The organism is Streptomyces sp. NPDC001604 (assembly GCF_042893475.1).
In the GTDB taxonomy this organism is placed as follows: domain Bacteria; phylum Actinomycetota; class Actinomycetes; order Streptomycetales; family Streptomycetaceae; genus Streptomyces.
Window position 1 is genome coordinate 115,290 of record NZ_JBIAUY010000011.1, and the last position, 17,814, is coordinate 133,103.

The 17,814-nt window shown below is 72.3% G+C and carries 12 protein-coding genes; 4 read left to right on the plus strand and 8 right to left on the minus strand.

Going from position 1 to position 17,814, the window contains the following annotated elements:
- Positions 1 to 55 precede the first annotated feature (55 nt).
- The 4 genes from ACFY1E_RS27775 to ACFY1E_RS27790 all read right to left on the minus strand — a co-directional run bounded on the left by ACFY1E_RS27775 (position 56) and on the right by ACFY1E_RS27790 (position 7,488).
- Positions 56 to 1,432: an extracellular solute-binding protein gene (locus ACFY1E_RS27775; protein WP_389080333.1), complete on the minus strand. Its 1,377-nt coding sequence runs from the start codon at positions 1,430 to 1,432 to the stop codon at positions 56 to 58.
- A 142-nt stretch (positions 1,433 to 1,574) separates the two neighbouring features.
- A complete protein-coding gene (locus ACFY1E_RS27780) occupies positions 1,575 to 2,285 on the minus strand; it encodes a peptidyl-prolyl cis-trans isomerase (RefSeq protein ID WP_389080335.1) in 711 nt (236 codons plus the stop codon).
- Positions 2,282 to 6,493, minus strand: a complete 4,212-nt coding sequence (locus ACFY1E_RS27785) for an NEW3 domain-containing protein (protein WP_389080336.1) — start codon at positions 6,491 to 6,493, stop codon at positions 2,282 to 2,284. The genes ACFY1E_RS27780 and ACFY1E_RS27785 overlap by 4 nt, the downstream gene beginning before the upstream one ends.
- Positions 6,494 to 6,603: 110 nt before the next feature.
- Complete coding sequence (locus ACFY1E_RS27790; RefSeq protein WP_123968103.1) at positions 6,604 to 7,488, minus strand: MurR/RpiR family transcriptional regulator; 885 nt, start codon at positions 7,486 to 7,488, stop codon at positions 6,604 to 6,606.
- 170 nt (positions 7,489 to 7,658) lie between these two features.
- On the opposite strand from ACFY1E_RS27790, the gene ACFY1E_RS27795 reads away from it, so the two are divergent.
- Together ACFY1E_RS27795 and ACFY1E_RS27800 are read left to right on the plus strand one after the other, a co-directional pair.
- Entirely contained in the window at positions 7,659 to 8,423 is a 765-nt protein-coding gene (locus ACFY1E_RS27795; RefSeq protein WP_389080338.1) for a sugar isomerase domain-containing protein, read from the plus strand.
- Between the two features lie 271 nt (positions 8,424 to 8,694).
- On the plus strand, positions 8,695 to 11,562 hold the full coding sequence (locus tag ACFY1E_RS27800) for a SpoIIE family protein phosphatase (RefSeq protein WP_389080340.1): 2,868 nt from the start codon (positions 8,695 to 8,697) through the stop codon (positions 11,560 to 11,562).
- A 2-nt stretch (positions 11,563 to 11,564) separates the two neighbouring features.
- On the opposite strand, the gene ACFY1E_RS27805 is transcribed toward ACFY1E_RS27800, so the two are convergent.
- Complete coding sequence (locus ACFY1E_RS27805) at positions 11,565 to 12,878, minus strand: hypothetical protein (RefSeq protein WP_389080341.1); 1,314 nt, start codon at positions 12,876 to 12,878, stop codon at positions 11,565 to 11,567.
- Positions 12,879 to 12,993: 115 nt separating this feature from the next.
- Here ACFY1E_RS27805 and ACFY1E_RS27810 point away from each other — a divergent pair, with 115 nt between their 5' ends.
- Together ACFY1E_RS27810 and ACFY1E_RS27815 are read left to right on the plus strand one after the other, a co-directional pair.
- A complete protein-coding gene (locus tag ACFY1E_RS27810) occupies positions 12,994 to 14,232 on the plus strand; it encodes a molybdopterin-dependent oxidoreductase (RefSeq protein ID WP_389080343.1) in 1,239 nt (412 codons plus the stop codon).
- The gene (locus ACFY1E_RS27815; RefSeq protein ID WP_389080344.1) at positions 14,232 to 14,687 is read left to right on the plus strand and encodes a hypothetical protein; all 456 of its coding nucleotides are present in this window, start codon (positions 14,232 to 14,234) and stop codon (positions 14,685 to 14,687) included. The genes ACFY1E_RS27810 and ACFY1E_RS27815 overlap by 1 nt, the downstream gene beginning before the upstream one ends.
- Positions 14,688 to 14,961: 274 nt before the next feature.
- Here ACFY1E_RS27815 and ACFY1E_RS27820 read toward each other — a convergent pair whose 3' ends face one another.
- From ACFY1E_RS27820 to ACFY1E_RS27830, 3 genes are all read right to left on the minus strand, one after another.
- On the minus strand, positions 14,962 to 15,660 hold the full coding sequence (locus tag ACFY1E_RS27820) for a methyltransferase domain-containing protein (protein ID WP_389080538.1): 699 nt from the start codon (positions 15,658 to 15,660) through the stop codon (positions 14,962 to 14,964).
- 728 nt (positions 15,661 to 16,388) lie between these two features.
- Positions 16,389 to 16,997, minus strand: a complete 609-nt coding sequence (locus ACFY1E_RS27825) for a DUF2064 domain-containing protein (RefSeq protein ID WP_389080540.1) — start codon at positions 16,995 to 16,997, stop codon at positions 16,389 to 16,391.
- A 5-nt stretch (positions 16,998 to 17,002) separates the two neighbouring features.
- Positions 17,003 to 17,686: a glycosyltransferase family 2 protein gene (locus ACFY1E_RS27830; RefSeq protein ID WP_389080541.1), complete on the minus strand. Its 684-nt coding sequence runs from the start codon at positions 17,684 to 17,686 to the stop codon at positions 17,003 to 17,005.
- Between the last annotated feature and the right edge of the window lie 128 nt (positions 17,687 to 17,814).

The following is a 17,814-nucleotide window of genomic DNA, read 5'->3' on the forward strand; positions in this document are numbered from 1 at the left end:
GCAGTACGCCCCGTACCAGGCACGGTCACCGGCTCAGCGGTCTCGGTCGCCACGCTCAGCCCGCCTGCTTCAGCAGCTCGTTCGCCTTCGCCTGGGCGTCCTTGACGGCCTGCGCGGGGCTCTTCTTGCCCTGCATGGCCAGCTGCACCTGCCCCACGATCGCGTTCTGCACGGCCGGGGAGAGATTGGTCTGGTTGGTGTCGGCCGTCTTGAGCTGGTCGGCGACCAGCTTGCGGGCCTGGGAGAACGGGTCGCTGCCGGTGACGTTCTGGAAGAACGGGTCGTTCAGCGAGTCCGTGGTCGTCGGGAAGATCACCACGTTGGGGTCCTTGCACCAGGCCGTCTGGTTCTCGGCGTTGGTGAGGTACTCGGCGAAGGCGAGCGCCACCGGCGCGTGCTTGCTGGTCGCCGCGACCGAGATGTACTGCGGGGCACCGGCGGAGGCGCGGCCGAGCGCGTCGTAGGGCTGCTGGCCCACGGCCGTCCTGGCGTAGATCGACGGGCTGTTCTGCTTCACGAAGCGCACGAAACTCGGGTTCGTCGAGCCGTAGGCGACCTTGCCCTGGCTGTACAGCGTGGACGGGTCGTTGCTGGAGGACAGCGAGTCCTTCGGCATCGCGCCCTCCTTGTACAGCTTCGCCATCCAGGCCACCCACTGGGTGGTCCTCGGATCATCGGCGAAGACGGCGGACCTGCCGTCCGCAGAGAGCGTCTTGATGTTCATCTGGTCGAAGTCCGACGGTATCCGCCAGATCGGGTTGGCCATCGTCGCGTAGAACTTGCCCTTGCCCGCCTTGGCGACCTTCTCGTAGTCGGCGAACAGGCCGAACAGCGTCGTCGGCGGCTTCGCCGGGTCGATGCCCGCCTTGTTCAGCAGGTCCTTGTTGTACGTCAGCAGGACGCCGCCGGTGTACCAGGGGAGCGTGGTGTGGATCGCCGAGCCGGAGGCGTCCTTGAAGGTGGCGGACTTCCAGAAAGACGGCACGAACGGCTTCGCGACCTGCGGATCCTTCACGCTCAGGTTCAGCAGGTAGCCGGCCTTGGTGAGGGCGGTCGCGGTCGGGGCGTTGACGTTGATGACGTCCGGCAACGTACAGGCCTGGGCGTCGGCGACGGTCCGCTGGGTGAAGGTGTTGTCGCCCGGGTCGTCGATCCACTTGACCTTGGCGCCGGGGTGCGCCTTCTCGAAGGAGGCGATCACCCCGTTGAAGAAGCTCCCGAAGTCCTTCTTCAGGTTCGTCGTCTGGAAGGTGATCTGGCCCGCGACGTCACCTGTCAGCTTGCCCGAGCCGACGTTGCCCTTGTCGACCTTGCAGCCCCCGGCGGTGCCGTCCCCGCCGCCGGATCCGCCGCCGGACAGGCCGCAGCCGGCCGCCGTCAGCGTCAGGGCGATGATTCCCGCCACGGATGCGGTGAGTCTTCCAGCGCGCATGTCCACCCTCCTGGGACCAGCCGAGAGACTGGTTCAATCAACCAACTTCGACTCCGATTGATGAAAAGGTGGACCAGAATTCATCGGAGGTCAATGGTTTCCCGTGTTGCGTTTCGGTTCCGCCCGTGGTTCCGCCGATGACTCAGTGGCGGTGCTCGTGGTCCGGGTGCGTGGGGTCGCCGGGGTGCTCGTGCCCCGCGGCGTACACCACGTCGGCCCGTGCCTGGTCGAACCAGGCGAAGAAGGCACGTCGGCCTGCGGCGCGGCGCAGGTCCCGCGCGATGCCCTCGCGGGCCTGTTCGTACGGCAGGAAGTCCGCGGGCGCCGCCCTCCGTCCGAACGGGTCGACTCCCCGCCGTAGGGCGTCCGGGGTGAGGAAGCGGTCCCGGTTGCGGTCGTAGTAGTCCTGTACGGCTTCCTCGGGGATGTGCTGCTCGGCCTCGAGTTCGGTGAGGAGGGTGCGGGCGGCGGGGGAGTGGGTGAGGGCGGCTGCGACGATGCTGCCGAGGTCTGCGACGTCGTTTTCGGCCACGGCCAGCAGCTGTGTCGGGGACGCCTCTGCCACCGGGGGCAGGCCCCGTTCCGCTACGGCCCTGCGGGCCAGTTCGTCGGCGACGACCACCTGCGTGGCCCAGCGTCTGCGTTGGCGCTCCGCGCGGGCCGGGGCGGATAGTGCCGCGTAATGTCGGTGGTTGACCGACTCGCCGTCGTGGCTGGTCGCGCCCCGCGGCGGAGCCGCTGATGAATGCAGCCCCGCGCCCCTGAGGGGGCGCTCTGGCACCGTCTCCAGGAAAGCGTCCACGCGGTTCTTGGGGACCGGCTCGCCCTGTACTACGGCCGCGGGCTCCGTCATGGCGTTACCTCCAGCTCTACGGCCTTCGTGTAGGCCACCCGGCCGTGCCAGGCGAGCTTTGCCAGCAGCCAGTACGAGCCCGGTGTTAGCGCGGCGCCGTTCACGTCGATCGTGCAGTCCAGTTGTTGCCCGGCCGCGATCGTGAAGCCCTGGCAGCCAGGGGTGACCCCGGGCCAGGTGCCCCAGGAGGAGACCGCCCAGAGGGTGCCGTTGACGGGGCCGTGGGTGGTGTTGTGCAGGGTCACCGGGACGTGGGCGCGTTCGCCGCTCCTGACCGTGATCCGGTCAACTCCCAGATCCGTCAGCAGAGTTGGCCCAGCCGGTTCGCCCGGTACGTCGACGGCCACGACGTCCTCGTACGTCTGCCCCTCGTACGACAGCCGTGCCGCCAGCCAGTGTCGGCCGGCTGGTGCGTCGGGCGGCGGCGTCACCGTGACCTCGGTGAGGGTGAAGCCGCCGGGGGCCAGGGCGTACGGCAGTGCGGCGGGCTCAACGGACCAGCCGGGCGGGGACTCGACGGCCACCGTGCCCGAGACGGGGGCGTCGGTGACCTCCGAGGAGATGCGGACGGTCGCGTTGAAGGGGCCGTCGGAGGCGGTGAGCGTCGTCGGTGAGATGTACACCGCGACCGGCATGTTGCCGCGGGGTGCGGGGCCGGAGTTGTGGAGCCAGTAGCGGGTGTGGACCGGCTGGGCGGGCTCGTGGGCGGCGACTCCGGGGTCGTAGGGAACGCGGATGCCCTCGGTGGGCGTGGCCAGGACCGTCGCGACCTCGAACCCCGTCAGGCCGGTGGGGAGCGCTCCCTGTTCGTCCGGCGCCAGTTGCTCCCCGGGTGTTTCCAGTACGTCGGTGCGGGCGCCCCGCGTCCAGGGCCGCGGCCCGTGCACGCGCGCCCGTACCGGACGGCCGTTGACCTCGTGCATCCGCACGACGACCCCGCGCTGTGGGTCCGCCGGTGCCACGCTCCCGCGGGCGAGCGGCGAACCGGCCGGCTTGAGGGCGTCGAGCAGCACCTCACCCGCCGGTTCCAGGCGCAGCAGGCTCAACTCCCTTGGTAGGCAAGCCGCTTCCGATGCCCGGCGCACACGGGCGCTCAGCGGGTGGTTGAACTCATGCCCCACGCGGGGCAGTTGCTGCTCGCGCCAGTCGCCCTCGCCGCCCACCACCGCGTACTCGAAGGTGTGGGACCAGCGTTGGAGCTGGAAGCCCGAGCCGTCGGGCGCCGTGCGGCGGGGCGGGTCGACCCAGATACCGGAGGGCCAGCCCGTGCAGGAGCGCATCAGTGACATGTAGAGGTCGCCGGAGGAGGTGACGACACAGCCCGGCGTGCCGCGGTTGAGGACGGCGAAGCCGCGCCCGTCCCAGGCGTCGCCCGGCGGCAGGGCCTCGCCACCGCCGGCCGCCGTCGCCGTGACGGTCGCGTCGTCCAGGTCGGCGATCAGTGCGTCGACCGCCTTCGCGTCGCCCGCCGCGTCGGCGCCCGCCACCACCAGCAGCGGCAGCCGTTCGAGGTCCCGCAGGTCGGCCCCGGGCACCCACTCCTCGCGCAGTGAGGCGCGCGGCGCGACCCAGACAGCGGCCACGCCGCCCTCGGCGAGCTGCCGGTGCAGCTCGCGCCCGGCCGCCGGATCCCAGCCCAGCGCCTCGGCGACGAGGGAGTTGCGGTCCGGGCCGCCGACGGCGATCCGGATGTCGGGCAGGTTGGAGTCGACCTCCAGGTCGCCGTAGCGCGGGCCCTCGGCGATCGTCGAGGTCGCCGTGACCCCGGCGCGCACCAGGGCGGCCGCGAGCGGCGTCCCCAGCTCACCGGCCTCGTCCCAGGAGGCGTACACCAGCTCGGCGACCCCGATCGACCGGCGGCCGAGCAACGCGCCCGTGTCGTCGCGCAGTTCGACCCGCGCAGTCGACCCGAGCCCGAACCAGGTGTTGGCCGGGTTGTCCAGCGTCCACGGGAACTCCTCGCTGTCCACGTCGACGAAGCCGAACCCACGCCCGATCACCGCGTCCGCCACCTCGTGCACCGGCAGCCCGCCCTGCACGTCGGACGGCCAGCGCACCCGGATCAGCCGGTCGGCGCCGTCGTAGCCGTCGACGGTGGTCGTCACGTCGACGCGTGGAACGCCGGTCCACAGCGTCAGGCGCTGGGTGTAGCGGAACAGGCCGAGGTCGCCGCGGACGGTGATCCGGGACCCCGCCGGAGAATGTGTCACTTCCACGGAAGCTGTCACGTTTCCGCCGCGCGCCACCGTCGTACCCGTCGGCGTGAGGTGCCAGGGCCCCTCGCCGAACCGCGGGTGCCTGGGGTACTCCTCCTGCACGACGAGCTCGTTGCCGATGTCCCCGGCGCGCAGCAGCTCCCGGCCGCCCTCGACGAGCGCGCGCAGGCTGCTGACGCCGCCGCCGCGCGCCGGGTCGACGGTGACCTCGTAGAACTCGTTGCGGACGGTGGCGCCCTCCCCGGGCACCCACTCGGGGGCGGTGCCATCGGTGAGGGGGAGGGCCTTGAGTCCCATGCCGGGCAACTCCGGTACGACGATGTGGAGTTGCCCGTTCTCGCGGACCGCGGGGACGACTCCCGGGTCGTCGACCGTGAGGACGTCCCGCCGCTGCCAGGTCGCGGAGTTGAAGACGACCAGGTCGGCGCCCTCGCCCGGGGTGACCCGGTCGGCCAGTGCCTGTGTGGCGTCGGCGTGCACGGTCTCGGCCAGGTCGGCCAGCTCGCGCCAGCCGGTCATCAGGTCGATGTAGACCTGGTCGGACTCGGAACCCGTGATGGCGTCGTGGTGGGCTCCGTAGATCAGCTGCCGCCAGGCCTTGTCGAGCGCCGCGTCCGGGTACGGATGCCCGGTGACCAGCGAGGCGAGCGTCGCCCAGGCCTCCGCGTCGGCGAGCAGCGTCTCGCCGTACCGCTGGGCCTGCTTGGTGTCGATGTAGGAGACGTCCTTGCCGGTGTAGACCGGGTTCATGTCCCGCGTCTGCGGGGACGCCTTGCGGCCCTCCGCGTCGAGCTCGGCGCGCACCGCGGCGAAGAAGTCGCGCGGTGTGCCGCTGATGAAGCGCGGCCAGACGTAACGGGCGTTCCAGTCCCGGTGGATGTCCATCACCCAGCGGCACGGCGGCGCGTAGTCGCCGCCGACCGGGAGCAGCACGTTGCGCGTGAGGGCGACCGACCTCAAACCCCGGAACAGCTTGAGGGCGGCCGCCTCCGCCGCCGGCAGGGTGGGCGCGTTGTCGATCGCCCAGCCGGCGCCGTAGTGGTTGACCATGTAGGCCGTCAGCAGCCCGCGACCCGACGGGGCGATCCAGCTGAACTCGGCCGGGAACTGCATCCGCCCGGGGTCGCGCGGCTCCTCGCCGAAGACGGAGAGCGTCGGCCCCCACTGGTGGAACGGCCCGCGCGCCCACGAACTGGAGCTGATCCCCGCGTCCGCCATCAGCCCCGGGAACTGCGGATCGTGCCCGAACGCGTCCAGTTGCCAGGCCGTCTCCGGCGACGAGCCCATGATCCCCCGCTGGAACCCGTCGCCGTACAGAGCGTTGCGTACGGTGGCCTCGGCGCCGGTGAGGTTGGTGTTGGGCTCGTTGTAGGTGCCGCCCATGATCTCGACGCGGCCGGTGCGGATCAGCTCCCGCAGGAAGGCGCGCTCCTCCGGGAAGGAGTCCCAGTACGGCTTGAGGTAGTCGACCTCGGCGAGCACGAAGGTGTACGCCGGGTCGCGGCGGGCCAGGTCGCAGTGGGCGCGGACCAGGCTCATCCCGGACTGGCCGCGCGAGTCGAAGGTCCGGGCGGGCAGTCCGGTGGAGGCCGGGTCGTCGGCGACGTCCCAGGTCTCGGTGTAGGCGGCCTGGGTGTTCCACCACACGGGGTCGTAGTGGAAGTGGCTGACCATGAACATGGTCCAGCCGGGCTCCGCGGCCGTGAAGGGGACCGTGAGCGCACCGGTCTGCGCGGGGTCGCCGGCATCCTCGGCGGTGACCGTGACATGGGTGCCGGCGCCGGGGGCGAGGTCGGTCGTCACGGCTGTCTCGGCGCGGACCGTGCCGTCGTCGCCCGTCGTCGCGACCGTCGTCCCCAAGACGCCCGGGCCGGCGACGGTGATGCGGACCGTGCGGCCCGGGGCGTGGCTCAGCTCTACGGCCATCACCTGGCGCGGATGCTCGGCGGTCCCGACGAAGAGCTCGGTCGACTCGGCAGAGGTGACGCGCATGGGTCTCCTACGAGAATGCTCGGGGGAGCCCCATCCTGGCACCGCCGGGATGATTCAAACAACCACCTTCACGCATTCTCGGTGGTTCATCCATGCAGTCGTGTCCGGTTTCACCTCGTCCGGCGCGACTTCACCGCGTGCTGCGGGGCGATGTGGTCGGTGAGGGCGAGTGAGGCGCTGGCCCGCTGGTAGGAGAGCTGGCCGACCCGGACGTAGAGGCAGTCGACGATCATCAGGACCGAGTGGCGGCCGCCGATGCTGCCCGTACGGAAGCTGGTCTCCGAGGTGGCCGAGATGAGCCGGATGTCGGCGGCCCGGGCGAGCGGTGAGCGCGGGTCGGTGGTGATCGCGACGGTGGTGGCGCCGCGCTCCTTGGCCATCTCGAACGGTTCCAGGGTCTCGCGGGTGGCGCCGGAGTGGGAGATGCCGATGGCCACGTCGGCAGGCGTGAGCAGGGCCGCGGAGGTGGCCGCGCCGTGCACCTCGGTCCAGCCGCGGACCGCGCAGCCGATGCGGAACAGCCGGGTCTCGGTCTCCTGCGCCACCGTGCCGCTGCCGCCGACGCCGTACACGTCGATCCGCCGGGCCTTGGCCAGCGCCTGGGCCGCGCGCTCGACGGCGTCGAGGTCGATCCGGTCGATGGTCTGCTGGATCGCCCGCAGGTCGGCGCTGCCGACGACCTGGACGACCCGCTCCAGGCTGTCGTCCGGTGAGATGTCCGGCCCGATCTCGGCGGAGCCCCAGTCGGAGACCTCGCCGCGGCCGCGCTCCTGGGCCAGCTCGATCAGCAGGTGCTGGTAGGAGTCGAGCCCGATGGCGCGGCAGAAGCGGGTCACCGTGGCCTGTGAGGTGCCGGTGCGGCGGCCCAGTTCGGCGGCCGAGCAGTGGGTCACGGCGGCCGGATCCTCCAGGATCAGCTCGCCGACCTTGCGAAGGGATCCGGCCAGCCGGGGAAGCTCGGTGCGGATCAGTGTGGTGACGTCCGTCGAGGGCATGAAGAGAAGGTACCAGCCACCCACAGGCGGATGGATTGAATACCAGGACCACAAAGACGAGCCATGTTCATGCATCGGCCCGCGCATTGCTCGCTGCATGGCGCATGTGATTTATTGATTCATCTATAGAGTCGGATGGGGTGGTTCAATCCACCAGTGGGGAGTGTCGTGTGTCCGTCGAGTCTGTGAGCGCCGAGGGCTTCGCACGGGAGAGCCTGGCCGTCCTGGCGAACCTCACCGAGTCCGCACGCGAGGAGGTGGCGGGCGCCGCCGGACTGATCGCCGACTGCGTCCGCTCGGACGGCGTGATCCAGGCCTTCGGCACCGGCCACTCCCAGGCGATGGTCCTCGAAGTCGCGGGCCGGGCGGGCGGTCTGGTCCCCACCAACCGGCTCCAGATCGCCGACCTCGTCCTGTACGGCGGCGACGCCCCGAGCGTTCTCGACGATCCGCTCCTGGAGCGCGAGCCCGGTGTGGCCGAGCGGCTCTACCACCTTGCGGCGCCGAGCCCCCAGGACCTTTTCGTGATCATCTCCAACTCCGGCGTCAACAACGTGATCGTCGAGATGGCGCTGGCCGCCAAGGAGCGGGGGCACCGGGTTCTGGCGATCACCTCCCTCACGCACACCAGGGCCGTCCCCGCCGGACACCCGAGCGGGAAGAAGCTCGCCGATCTGGCCGATGTGGTGCTGGACAATCGGGCGCCGCGGGGGGACGCGTTGCTGGGGCTTCCGGGGGGCGGGGCGGTTTGTGCGCTGTCCACCCTCACCGGGGTGATGTTGGTCCAGATGGCCGTCGCCGAGGCTTCGAAGCTGTTGCTTGCCGCCGGTGAGCGGCCGCCCGTGTATGTGTCGGCCAATGTGCCCGGTGGGTTCGAGGGGAACCTGGAGCTGGAGAAGCGGTACGCCGGGCGGATTCGGCGTACGGCCAGTTGAGAACTCCTTTTATTGGTGTTGTGGTCGGCTGCGGGTCGGTTGGGGTTGAACGCGCCCCGCGGCGGAGCCGCTCATGTCACAGCCCCGAGCCCCTAGGGGGCAGTGCCACCGCCAGGGGATGTGCGCCGGTGGCGAAGGGTGCCCCTGCTGTCTCCGTGAGGGCCTGATGTTGTGGTGTGGGTCACAGCGGAGCTAGGGTGAAGGCGCTTGGAGGACCACGCCCGGGCGTACCGATCGGCGGCGCGCGACCGGGCCTGCTCCAGGTGAGGAAGTGATCTCGGTGTCCGTCGCCTGGGACGACATCGGCGGACTCGTCGATGCCCACGAACGTTTCCTGGCGGGTGCGCGGGTCGAGGCGGACGTCCGGGGTTCGGTACTCGAATCCTGGAAGCGCTGCCGATCCGCGGGGCTCGAACCCGGCCAACTGCTGGTCCCCTACGAGCAGGGCCTGACGCTGGACGAACGGTTCCTGCGCGCGGCCGACCCCGTGCTGACGAAACTGGGCGCCTCCCTGGCGGAAATGGGCATGTCGATCGCGCTGTGCGACGCGCGGGGCCGCATGGTGCGGCGTCTCGACGGCGACCGGCAGCTGCGCGACCGGCTGGACGAGGTGAACTTCGCCCCGGGCTTCGACGCCTCCGAGCCGGTGGTCGGCACCAACGGCGTCGGCACCGCCCTCGCCGAGCGCGGCCCGATCTATGTCGTCGGCCGTGAGCACTTCGCCGACTGTCTGCAGCCCTTCGCCTGCGCCGGCTCACCCGTTCGCAACCCGCTGAGCGGCCGCATCGAGGCCGTCCTGGACCTCACCTGCCTGCGCGACGACGGCGACATCACCATGCTGCGGCTGGTCCGGGCGGCCGCCCGGGACATCGAGGGCCGCCTCCTCGAACAGGCCACGGAACGGGAACGCGCACTCCTCGCCGCCTACCGGCGGGCCGCCCTCCATGTGCGCGGAACGGCACGGCCGGCCGTCCCCTCGGCGCCGGTCGACGGCGACGGGCACGACGGCGACGGCCTCGGCCGGGTCGACCTGGCCGTACTGCGCGAGCGGGCCGAGGAACTCATCGCCTCGCCGGGCCGCACCCTCGACGAGGTTCCGCTCTCGGGCGGCCGTATCGCCACGCTGCTGCGGCGTCAGGTGATGGGCGAGGCCGGGGAGACGGGCGTCGCCGTGGAGGCGCGCATCCTGGGCGGGCCACGGCTGAGCGGCCTCGGGCTGCCGACGTCGCCACCGGTCGCCGGGCCGGTGCCGGTGGCGACCCCCGGGCCGAACGGGGCGCCGGTGGCCGCGCGCGAGGCGACAGCCCCGACGGTGTCCCGGCCCGCCGTCGTCGTACGAGCCGTCGTGCCTCCGCCCCAGCCTCCGGTGCCACAGCCCGCCGAAACCGTCGGCGACATCCTCGACGGCGCCGAGAGCCGGCTGCTGCTCGTCGGGGAACCCGGGGTCGGCCGGCTGGCCGTACTCGCGCGCAGGCGGCTGGAGTTGCTCCATGACGCGGGGCTGCGGATCGGCACCACCCTCGACGTCACCCGCACCGCGGAGGAACTCGCCGAGGTGACCGTGCCCCGGTTCGCCGACTTCGTCGCCGTCGACCTGCCCGACGCGGTGCTGCGCGGCGAGGAGCCGGTGGCGCTCGGCGGCCGGACGGCACTGCGCCGGGTCGCCATCCGTTCCGTACGCAAGCAGCCCGCGAACCTGTACGACGTCGGAGACTCCGTCGAGTACGTCCCGTCCACCCCGCAGGCCCGCTGCCTGGAGCTCACGCAGTCCGTCATGGAGCCCGTCCTGGCGGCGGCGGGCGGCTGGATCGCGCAGGATCCCGAGCGGATGGAGCGGGTGCTCGCGGCGGGCGTCCACTCCCTGATCACCGTGCCGCTGCGGGCCCGCGGCACCACGCTCGGCGTGGTCAGCTTCTACCGCTCCGAGCGGCCCGCGCCCTTCGAGGACGACGACCTCTCCCTCGCCCAGGAGCTGGTCCTGCGCGCCGCGACCTGCATCGACAACGCCCGCCGCTACACCCGCGAGCACAACACCGCCCTCGCCCTGCAGCGCAGCCTGCTGCCCAAGGGCCGCCCCGAGCAGAGCGCCGTCGAGGTCGCCTACCGCTATCTGCCCGCGCAGGCCGGAGTCGGCGGCGACTGGTTCGACGTCATCCCGCTGTCCGGTGCCCGGGTCGCCCTGGTCGTCGGGGACGTCGTCGGCCACGGTCTGCACGCCGCCGCCACCATGGGCCGGCTGCGTACCGCCGTGCACAACTTCTGCTCCCTGGACCTGTCGCCCGACGACCTCCTCGCCCACCTCGACGACCTGGTGGGACGGCTCGACCGGGGCGAGGGCTGGGCGGTGGAGAGCACCCAGGCCGACTCCGGCATCGTCGGAGCGACCTGCCTCTACGCCGTCTACGATCCGGTGTCCCGGCGCTGCACCCTCACCCGCGCCGGGCACCCCTTGCCCGCGGTCGTCGCCCCGGACGGCACGGTCGAGTTCGTCGACCTGCCACCCGGGCAGCCCCTCGGCCTCGGCGGCATGCCCTTCGAGACCGTCGAGCTGGAACTGGCCGAGGGCAGCCAACTCGTGCTCTACACCGACGGGTTGGTGGAGGACCGGCTGCGGGACATCGACTCCGGTCTGGACCGGCTCCGCAGCGTCCTGGGCGTTCCCGGCCGGTCGCCGGAGGACACCTGCGAGGCGGTCCTCGACGCGCTGTCGGCGGAGCGGCCGAGTGACGACGTGGCGCTGCTGGTGGCCCGAACCCACGTCCTGGGCCGGGAACGGGTTGCCGAGTGGGTGCTGCCCAGCGACCCGGCGGTCGTCTCACGTGCCCGCACCGCGGTCACCGGACAGCTCGCCGCCTGGGGGCTGGACGAGCTCGCCTTCACGACCGAGCTGGTCGCCAGCGAACTCGTCACCAACGCCATCCGTCATGCCACCGGGCCCGTGCAGCTGCGTCTCATGCGCGATCGGGCGCTGCTGTGCGAGGTCTCCGACGGGAGCAGTACCTCGCCGCGGCTGCGGCGCGCTCTCACGGAGGACGAGGGTGGCCGCGGGTTGTTCCTGGTGGCTCAGCTCACTGAGCGGTGGGGGACCCGGTACACGCCGCACGGCAAGGTGATCTGGACGCAGCAGCCGCTTCCCTGAGCTCACCACCAGGTGAACAGCAGATGATTGACGAGCAGCGCCAAGGTCGCCTGTGCGGCGAGCCAGGCGCGCGGCCGGGTCAGGAAGGCGCAGGCCGGGAGCAGCCACACCGCGAACGGCAGCCAGATGCGCTCCGTCTCCGCCTTGCTCATGCCGGAGACGTCGGCGACCAGGAGGGCGATGAGGGCTGCGGTCGTGAGAACGGCCAGGCGTAGGGCGGGACTCGGGGAGCGTCCGACGAGGGCCGCTCCGGTGCGCCCCAGCGCCGCCGCCGTCGCCGGGCCCACGATGAACACCGTGCAGGCGAAGTTCGCCCACACCCAGTAGGAGTACGGCCGTACACCGCCCACCCCTTGGTAGTAGCGCGTGACCAACAGGTGGTAAGCCTCCCACCAGTTGAAGCCCAGCGCGGTGAACACGGCCGGGACGACGGCCAGTCCCGCCAGCAGGAAGGGGAGCGGTCGGGCGCGGCGGGAGCCCAGCAGGAGGACGGCGGCGGCGATGAGGGCGAAGAGCGTGAGGCCGTAGGAGAGATAGGCCGTCAGCCCGAGGAGAAGGCCCGAGACGAAGCCGGTCGCCCGCGGGCGGTGTCCCGTCACCGCCAGGGCCAGGAACGCGACGGCCCAGGCGGCGACCCCCGTGAAGTAGCCGTCCGCCGAGGCACCCACCCACACCGCGCCCGGCAACAGGACCAGGAAGGGCGCGGCACGGCGGGCCAGCTGCTCGTCGGCGAGCGCCCGTACGGCGACCAGGACCGCGGCCGCCGCGCTCGTACCGACGGTGATGACGAAGGCGCCGGCCCAGCCTCCCCCGCCGAGGCCGATCCGGTCGAGGAGGACGAAGGTGACGGTCGCCCCCGCCGGGTGCCCGGCGACATGGGCCGGCCAGTCGTGGGGGCCGCTCACGATGTGCTGGGTGAAGTCCCGCAGGGTGTGCGGGATGTCGTGGAAGCGGCCGATGACCTGGAGGTACTCGTTGCGGGTGGTGAGCCGCTGGGCCACGCCCCGGTACCAGCCGTCGACCAGGGCGAGGGACCACGTCCAGGCCATGGCCGCTCCCCACGCGGCGAACAGCAGGGGACGCCAGGGCAGGCGGGCCGCGATCGTGGGGCCGTAGATCACTACGGCCACCGCGACGGCGATCGCCGCCGGGGTGCCGGGGCCGATGTGAGGTTCCCATTTCGCCAGCAGCGGTGGCCAGTGCACGTGGAGGGAGCGGTTGCGGTGCTCGATTCCGGTGCCGATGACGGCGGCCGTCACGACGAGCAGTGCGGCTGCCGCGGCGGCGTAGAGGTCTCGGCGGAGGTCGCGGTTCACGGCGGACACGCTAGGCCGCGGGACGTCCACCGGACGGCTGACATGCAACGGACGTCAGAGTTTCGTCATGGTTCACGAAGCCGATTCCGGGCCGGTCCGGACCTACGGTCGGGGCATGAGACGGACTCCCTTCTCGCCCTCCTTCTGGCGCAGCCCCCTGCGCGGTCCCTGGTTCACCTCGGTCCTCGGCATCGTCCTGCTCGGCGGCATCACCGTGCTGTTCGTGACGGGGCTGCTGTCGTACGCGGCCTACAACCCGGACCTGTCGCCGGTGAACGACCAGACCCCGGACAAGGGGATCCTCGGCTTCTATCTCTTCTCCTGGCCGACCGATCCGCACTGGCTGTACCGGCTGACGCAGGGCGTCCACGTCACCCTCGGGATCACGCTGATCCCCGTGCTGCTGGCCAAGCTGTGGTCGGTCGTGCCGAAGCTGTTCACGCTGCCGCCGGCGCGCTCCCTCGCGCACGCCCTGGAACGGATCTCGCTGCTGCTGCTGGTCGGCGGCGGCCTGTTCGAGTTCGTCACCGGCGTGCTGAACGTCCAGCTCGACTACGTCTTCCCGGGCTCCTTCTACCCGCTGCACTTCTACGGGGCGTGGGTGTTCTTCGCCGCGTTCGTCGCCCACGCGGTGCTGAAGACCCCGGCGGCCCTGCGCAATGTGCGGGGTATGCGTCAACCGTCTCAGATGACGGAGGAGGAGCGGGAGTTGGTGGCTCCTGACCCCGCCCCCCCGACCGTCTCCCGGCGGGGTGCCCTCGGGCTGGTCGGAGGCGGCTCGCTGCTGCTGTTCGGCACGACGGTCGGGCAGGACTTCGACGGGCTGCGGTGGTCCGCCGTTCTCGCCCCGCATGGGGGCGCCGACCCGGGCAGCGGTCCGGGCGGCTTCCAGATCAACAAGACCGCCGCGTACGCCGGTATCAGCGCGGTGGAGCGGAGTGCGGAGGCGTGGCGGCTGACCGTCAGCGGGCGGTCCCGGACCGTCCGGCTCAGCCGCGCCGACCTGCTCCGACTCCCGCTGCACAGCTCGGCGTTGCCCATCGCCTGCGTCGAGGGCTGGTCGACCTCCGACCAGTGGTGGCGGGGCGTGCGGCTGCGGGATCTCGCGGCCCTCGTCGGGTACGAGGGCGATCCGCCGGACGTCTTCGTGGAGTCGCTGCAACGGCACGGCGCGTTCCGGCGGGCCGCCCTGCGCGCCAACCAGGTCGCCGACCCGCGTTCCCTGCTCGCCCTGTTCGTCAATGGCGAGGAGCTGACCCCCGACCACGGCCATCCGGCACGGGTCATCGTGCCCGCGGCGCCCGGTGTGCTCAACACCAAGTGGGTGGCGCGGATGACGTTCGGAGACCTGTGATGAGGCGCCCCCGGTTCGCGCTGCCGCTCGGCAGCCCGCTCCAGATCCTGCTGCTGGCCTGCTCGTTCGCGCTCGCCGCCTATGCGGGGGTGCAGCTGCTCGCGGGGGACTGGTTCGGGGTCGCGCTGTGGATCGTGGGCGCGGCGCTGCTGCACGACCTGGTCCTGCTGCCGCTGTACGCGGCGGCGGACCGCGCCCTCGTGCAGGCGGCGGGCCCGCGGCGCAGCTGGGTGGGGTACGTCCGGGTGCCGGCCGCGCTGTCGCTGCTGCTTCTGCTGGTCTGGTTCCCGCTGATCGGCGGGCAGGTGACGGCACGCTACGCGTCCGCCACCGGCCTGCCCGCGGACCGCTTCCTGCCCCGCTGGCTGCTGCTGACGGCCGTGCTCTTCGGCGGTTCGGCGGTGCTGTTCCTGCTGCGGCTGCGCTGGGCGTCGAAACGGCAGTCTGTCGACTGATCGGCGGTATGGCCGTCGACGTGGTGTGCGTGTCGCAGCGTGGCGGCCCGGCGGCGGGCCGAAGTGCCCTGTGACCGGCGTGGCCGCCGATGGCTACTTTCTCGCCCGGCGGCTGCCGGTGACGGCGGTGCTGTTCCTGCTGCGGCTGCGCTGGGCGTCGAAACGGCAGTCTGTCGACTGATCGGCGGTATGGCCGCCGACGTGGTGTGCGTGTCGCAGCGTGGCGGCCCGGCGGCGGGCCGAAGTGCCCCGTGACCGGCGTGGCCGCCGATGGCTACTTTCTCGCCCGGCGGCTGCCGGTGACGGCGGTGCTGTTCCCGCTGCGGCTGCGCAGGGCGACGAAACAGCGGCCTCCCGCCGTCCACTGATCCACGGCACGCCAGCCCGCGCGGCGCGCGTGCCGCAGCAGGGCCGGCGTGCCCAGCCGGGCCCACGGGAAGGGGCTGCCGGCGGCCCCTCGGGCGTCGGTGACATGCACCCGGACCCGCTCGTCGACGTCCGGGTCCGGAACCGTCTCGGCGATCAACAGGCCGCCGGGGGCGAGGATTTGGGCCATGCGGTCCAGCAGGGCGCGTGGGTCGCCGCCGATGCCGAGGTTGCCGTCGAGCAGGAGTGCGGTGCCCCAGCGGCCCTCGGCGGGCAGCGGTTCGAAGACGGAGCGGCGCAGCGCCTGCCCGCCGAGGGAGACCGTGCGTGCCACGGCCGCCTCGCTCACGTCGATCCCGAGCACCGGCAGCCCCCGCTCACCCAGCGCGACGACCAGCCGCCCGGGCCCGCACCCCACGTCGAGCACCGCACCCTCACACCGCCGCAGCACCTCCAGATCGACCCCATCGGCCTCCGCGCACCACCGCTCGACCTCCAGCAGAAGCAACCAGCCGTCGGCACGGCGCAGGAACAGGGGGCCGCGGCCGGTACGCAGGGCGTAGGCGTAGGGATCGGCGGACCAGGTGCCGTCGTCCACCGGAGTGATCGCTGAGCGAGGACCGGCGCCGGCGCCCCGACGAACCGCGACACGACTCGACGCGAGGGACCGCACGCCCCCGAAGCCGACGCCGGAGTCCGCCGGGCGGGTGCCTGACCGGGAGTTGTCTGCGTCCCGGGCCGGCTCGCGGTGGGCCGTGGGGCCGCTCGGGTCGGAGGGCTGTTGGGCGCTGAAGCCGGCGCCCGGGTTCGTTGGGCGGGCGTGTGGTGGGGAGATGTCGGGGTCCCAGGTGGACTCGCGGTGGGCCGCGGGCCCGCCCGGGTCGGAGGGCTGCTGGATGTTGCAGCCGGTGCCCGCGTTCGTTGGGCGGGTGTTCGGTCGGGGGCTGTCGAGGTCCGGTGTCGGCTCGCGGTGGATCACGGAACTGCTCGGGTCGGAGGGCCGCTGGGTGGTGAAGTCGGTGGCCGGGTTCGTGCTCGGTGGGGAGTTGTCGGGGTCCGCTGTCGGCCTGCGGTGGGTCGCGTTGTCGCTCGCGTGGGAGGGGCAGGGGGTGTTGAAGCCGGCGGTCGGGTTTGCCGGGTGGGTGGACGGTGGAGAGGGGTTGGCCTCAGGGGGCGGCGCGAGGCGGGGCATGGGGGCGCTCGCCTCGTGGGAGCCCTGGGCGTTGAAGCCGGTGTCCGGGTTCGTTGCCGGCGGGGGCTCCGTGGGCGGGTCGGCGGGAGCCGTGTCGGGGTGTGGCTGGTGTCCGATCCGTGTTGTCAGTTGCCGGATGCCGCTCATCGGTCCGCCGCCGCCAGGTGGGCCAGCCGGGTCGCGAAGCGGCCGGTGGGTGCGGTCTGGGCGACCAGTTCGGCGTCGTACGCCGTGTCGACGTCCCGTAGGCGAGGCAGGTCCCGCACGCGCAGGCCTGCCAGCCGGTCGCGCTGGACGGCGCCCGTGCGGGGTGTCGACATCGGGACGCCGAGGAGGAGGGCCGGGTCCGGGGCGGCCAGGCCCAGGGCCCAGAAGCCGCCGTCCTCCGCGGGGCCGAAGTACGCGTCGCAGTCGGCGAAGTCGACGGTCAGCAGCTCCGGTGTCACCTGGGGCGTGTCCATGCCGATGAGCAGGGCCGGGCCGGTGCAGTGCGCGAAGGCGGCGGCCAGGCGTTCGTCGAGGCCGCCAGGACACTGCCGTACGACCTCGAAGCCGGACGGCAGCCAGGGGCCCGGCTCGCCCTCCAGGACCAGGACCCGGCGGTGGGCCGGGGTCCGGGCGACGGCGTCCAGGGTGTCCGCCAGCGCCGCCTCGGCGAGTGCAGCTGCCTCGTGAGGGGTGAAGGGCGGCGTCAGCCGGGTCTTCACCCGCCCGGGCCTCGGTTCCTTCGCGATGACCAGGATCGTGGGCAGGGGGGTCATGGGCGGACTCCTTCGCGTACCTGCGGTGCCACCGGCGGCTCGGCCAGGACGTGGCTCATGTCCCGCACCGCCTGCCAGGTGCCGCGCCAGGTGCCGGTCACCTTGGAGGCGCCCGCGCGCGGCAGATACGGGACGTCGTACTCGGCGACCCGCCAGCCGGCGTCCGCGGCCCGGACGACCATCTGCAGGGGGTAGCCACTGCGGCGGTCCGTGAGGGCCAGGGACAGCAGCGGCTCGCGGCGGGCGGCCCGCAACGGGCCCAGGTCGTGCAGGCGCAGGCCGGTGCGGCGGCGGAGGAGACGGGCGAGGGCGAGGTTGCCCGCGCGGGCGTGCAACGGCCAGGCGCCGCGCGTCCCCGGCCGCCGCCGGCCCAGCACCAGGTCGGCCTCCCCGGCCCGGATCCGCTCCACGAACGGCACCAGCTCGGCCGGGTCCAGCGAGGCGTCGCAGTCGCAGAAGCAGACGATGTCCGCCGTGGCCGCCGTCAGACCGGCGTGGCAGGCGGCGCCGAAGCCGCGCCGCGCCTCGCGCACGACCCTCGCGCCGAGCGCCCGGGCGATCTCCGCCGAGCCGTCGGTGGAGCCGTTGTCCACGACGAGCGCGCGCCAGCCTGGCGGGATGCGCTCCAGCACCCACGGCAGCGCCTCGGCCTCGTCGAGGCAGGGGAGTACGACGTCCACGGACGTCGCGCCCGGTTCTCGTACGTCGGATGCGTCTTTGCCGGATACGTCTTTGTCGGAAGGGGGCGTCACGGCACTCACCCTACGAATGAGAATCGGGTAAATCGGGCATCGGCTCCTTACGAAAC

Coding starts and splice junctions, on each gene's coding strand:
- ACFY1E_RS27775 (WP_389080333.1), bottom strand. CDS start 1,432: ATGCGCGCTGGAAGACTCACCGCATCCGTGGCGGGAATCATCGCCCTG.
- ACFY1E_RS27780 (WP_389080335.1), bottom strand. CDS start 2,285: ATGACGGAGCCCGCGGCCGTAGTACAGGGCGAGCCGGTCCCCAAGAAC.
- ACFY1E_RS27785 (WP_389080336.1), bottom strand. CDS start 6,493: ATGCGCGTCACCTCTGCCGAGTCGACCGAGCTCTTCGTCGGGACCGCC.
- ACFY1E_RS27790 (WP_123968103.1), bottom strand. CDS start 7,488: ATGCCCTCGACGGACGTCACCACACTGATCCGCACCGAGCTTCCCCGG.
- ACFY1E_RS27810 (WP_389080343.1), top strand. CDS start 12,994: ATGAGACGGACTCCCTTCTCGCCCTCCTTCTGGCGCAGCCCCCTGCGC.
- ACFY1E_RS27815 (WP_389080344.1), top strand. CDS start 14,232: ATGAGGCGCCCCCGGTTCGCGCTGCCGCTCGGCAGCCCGCTCCAGATC.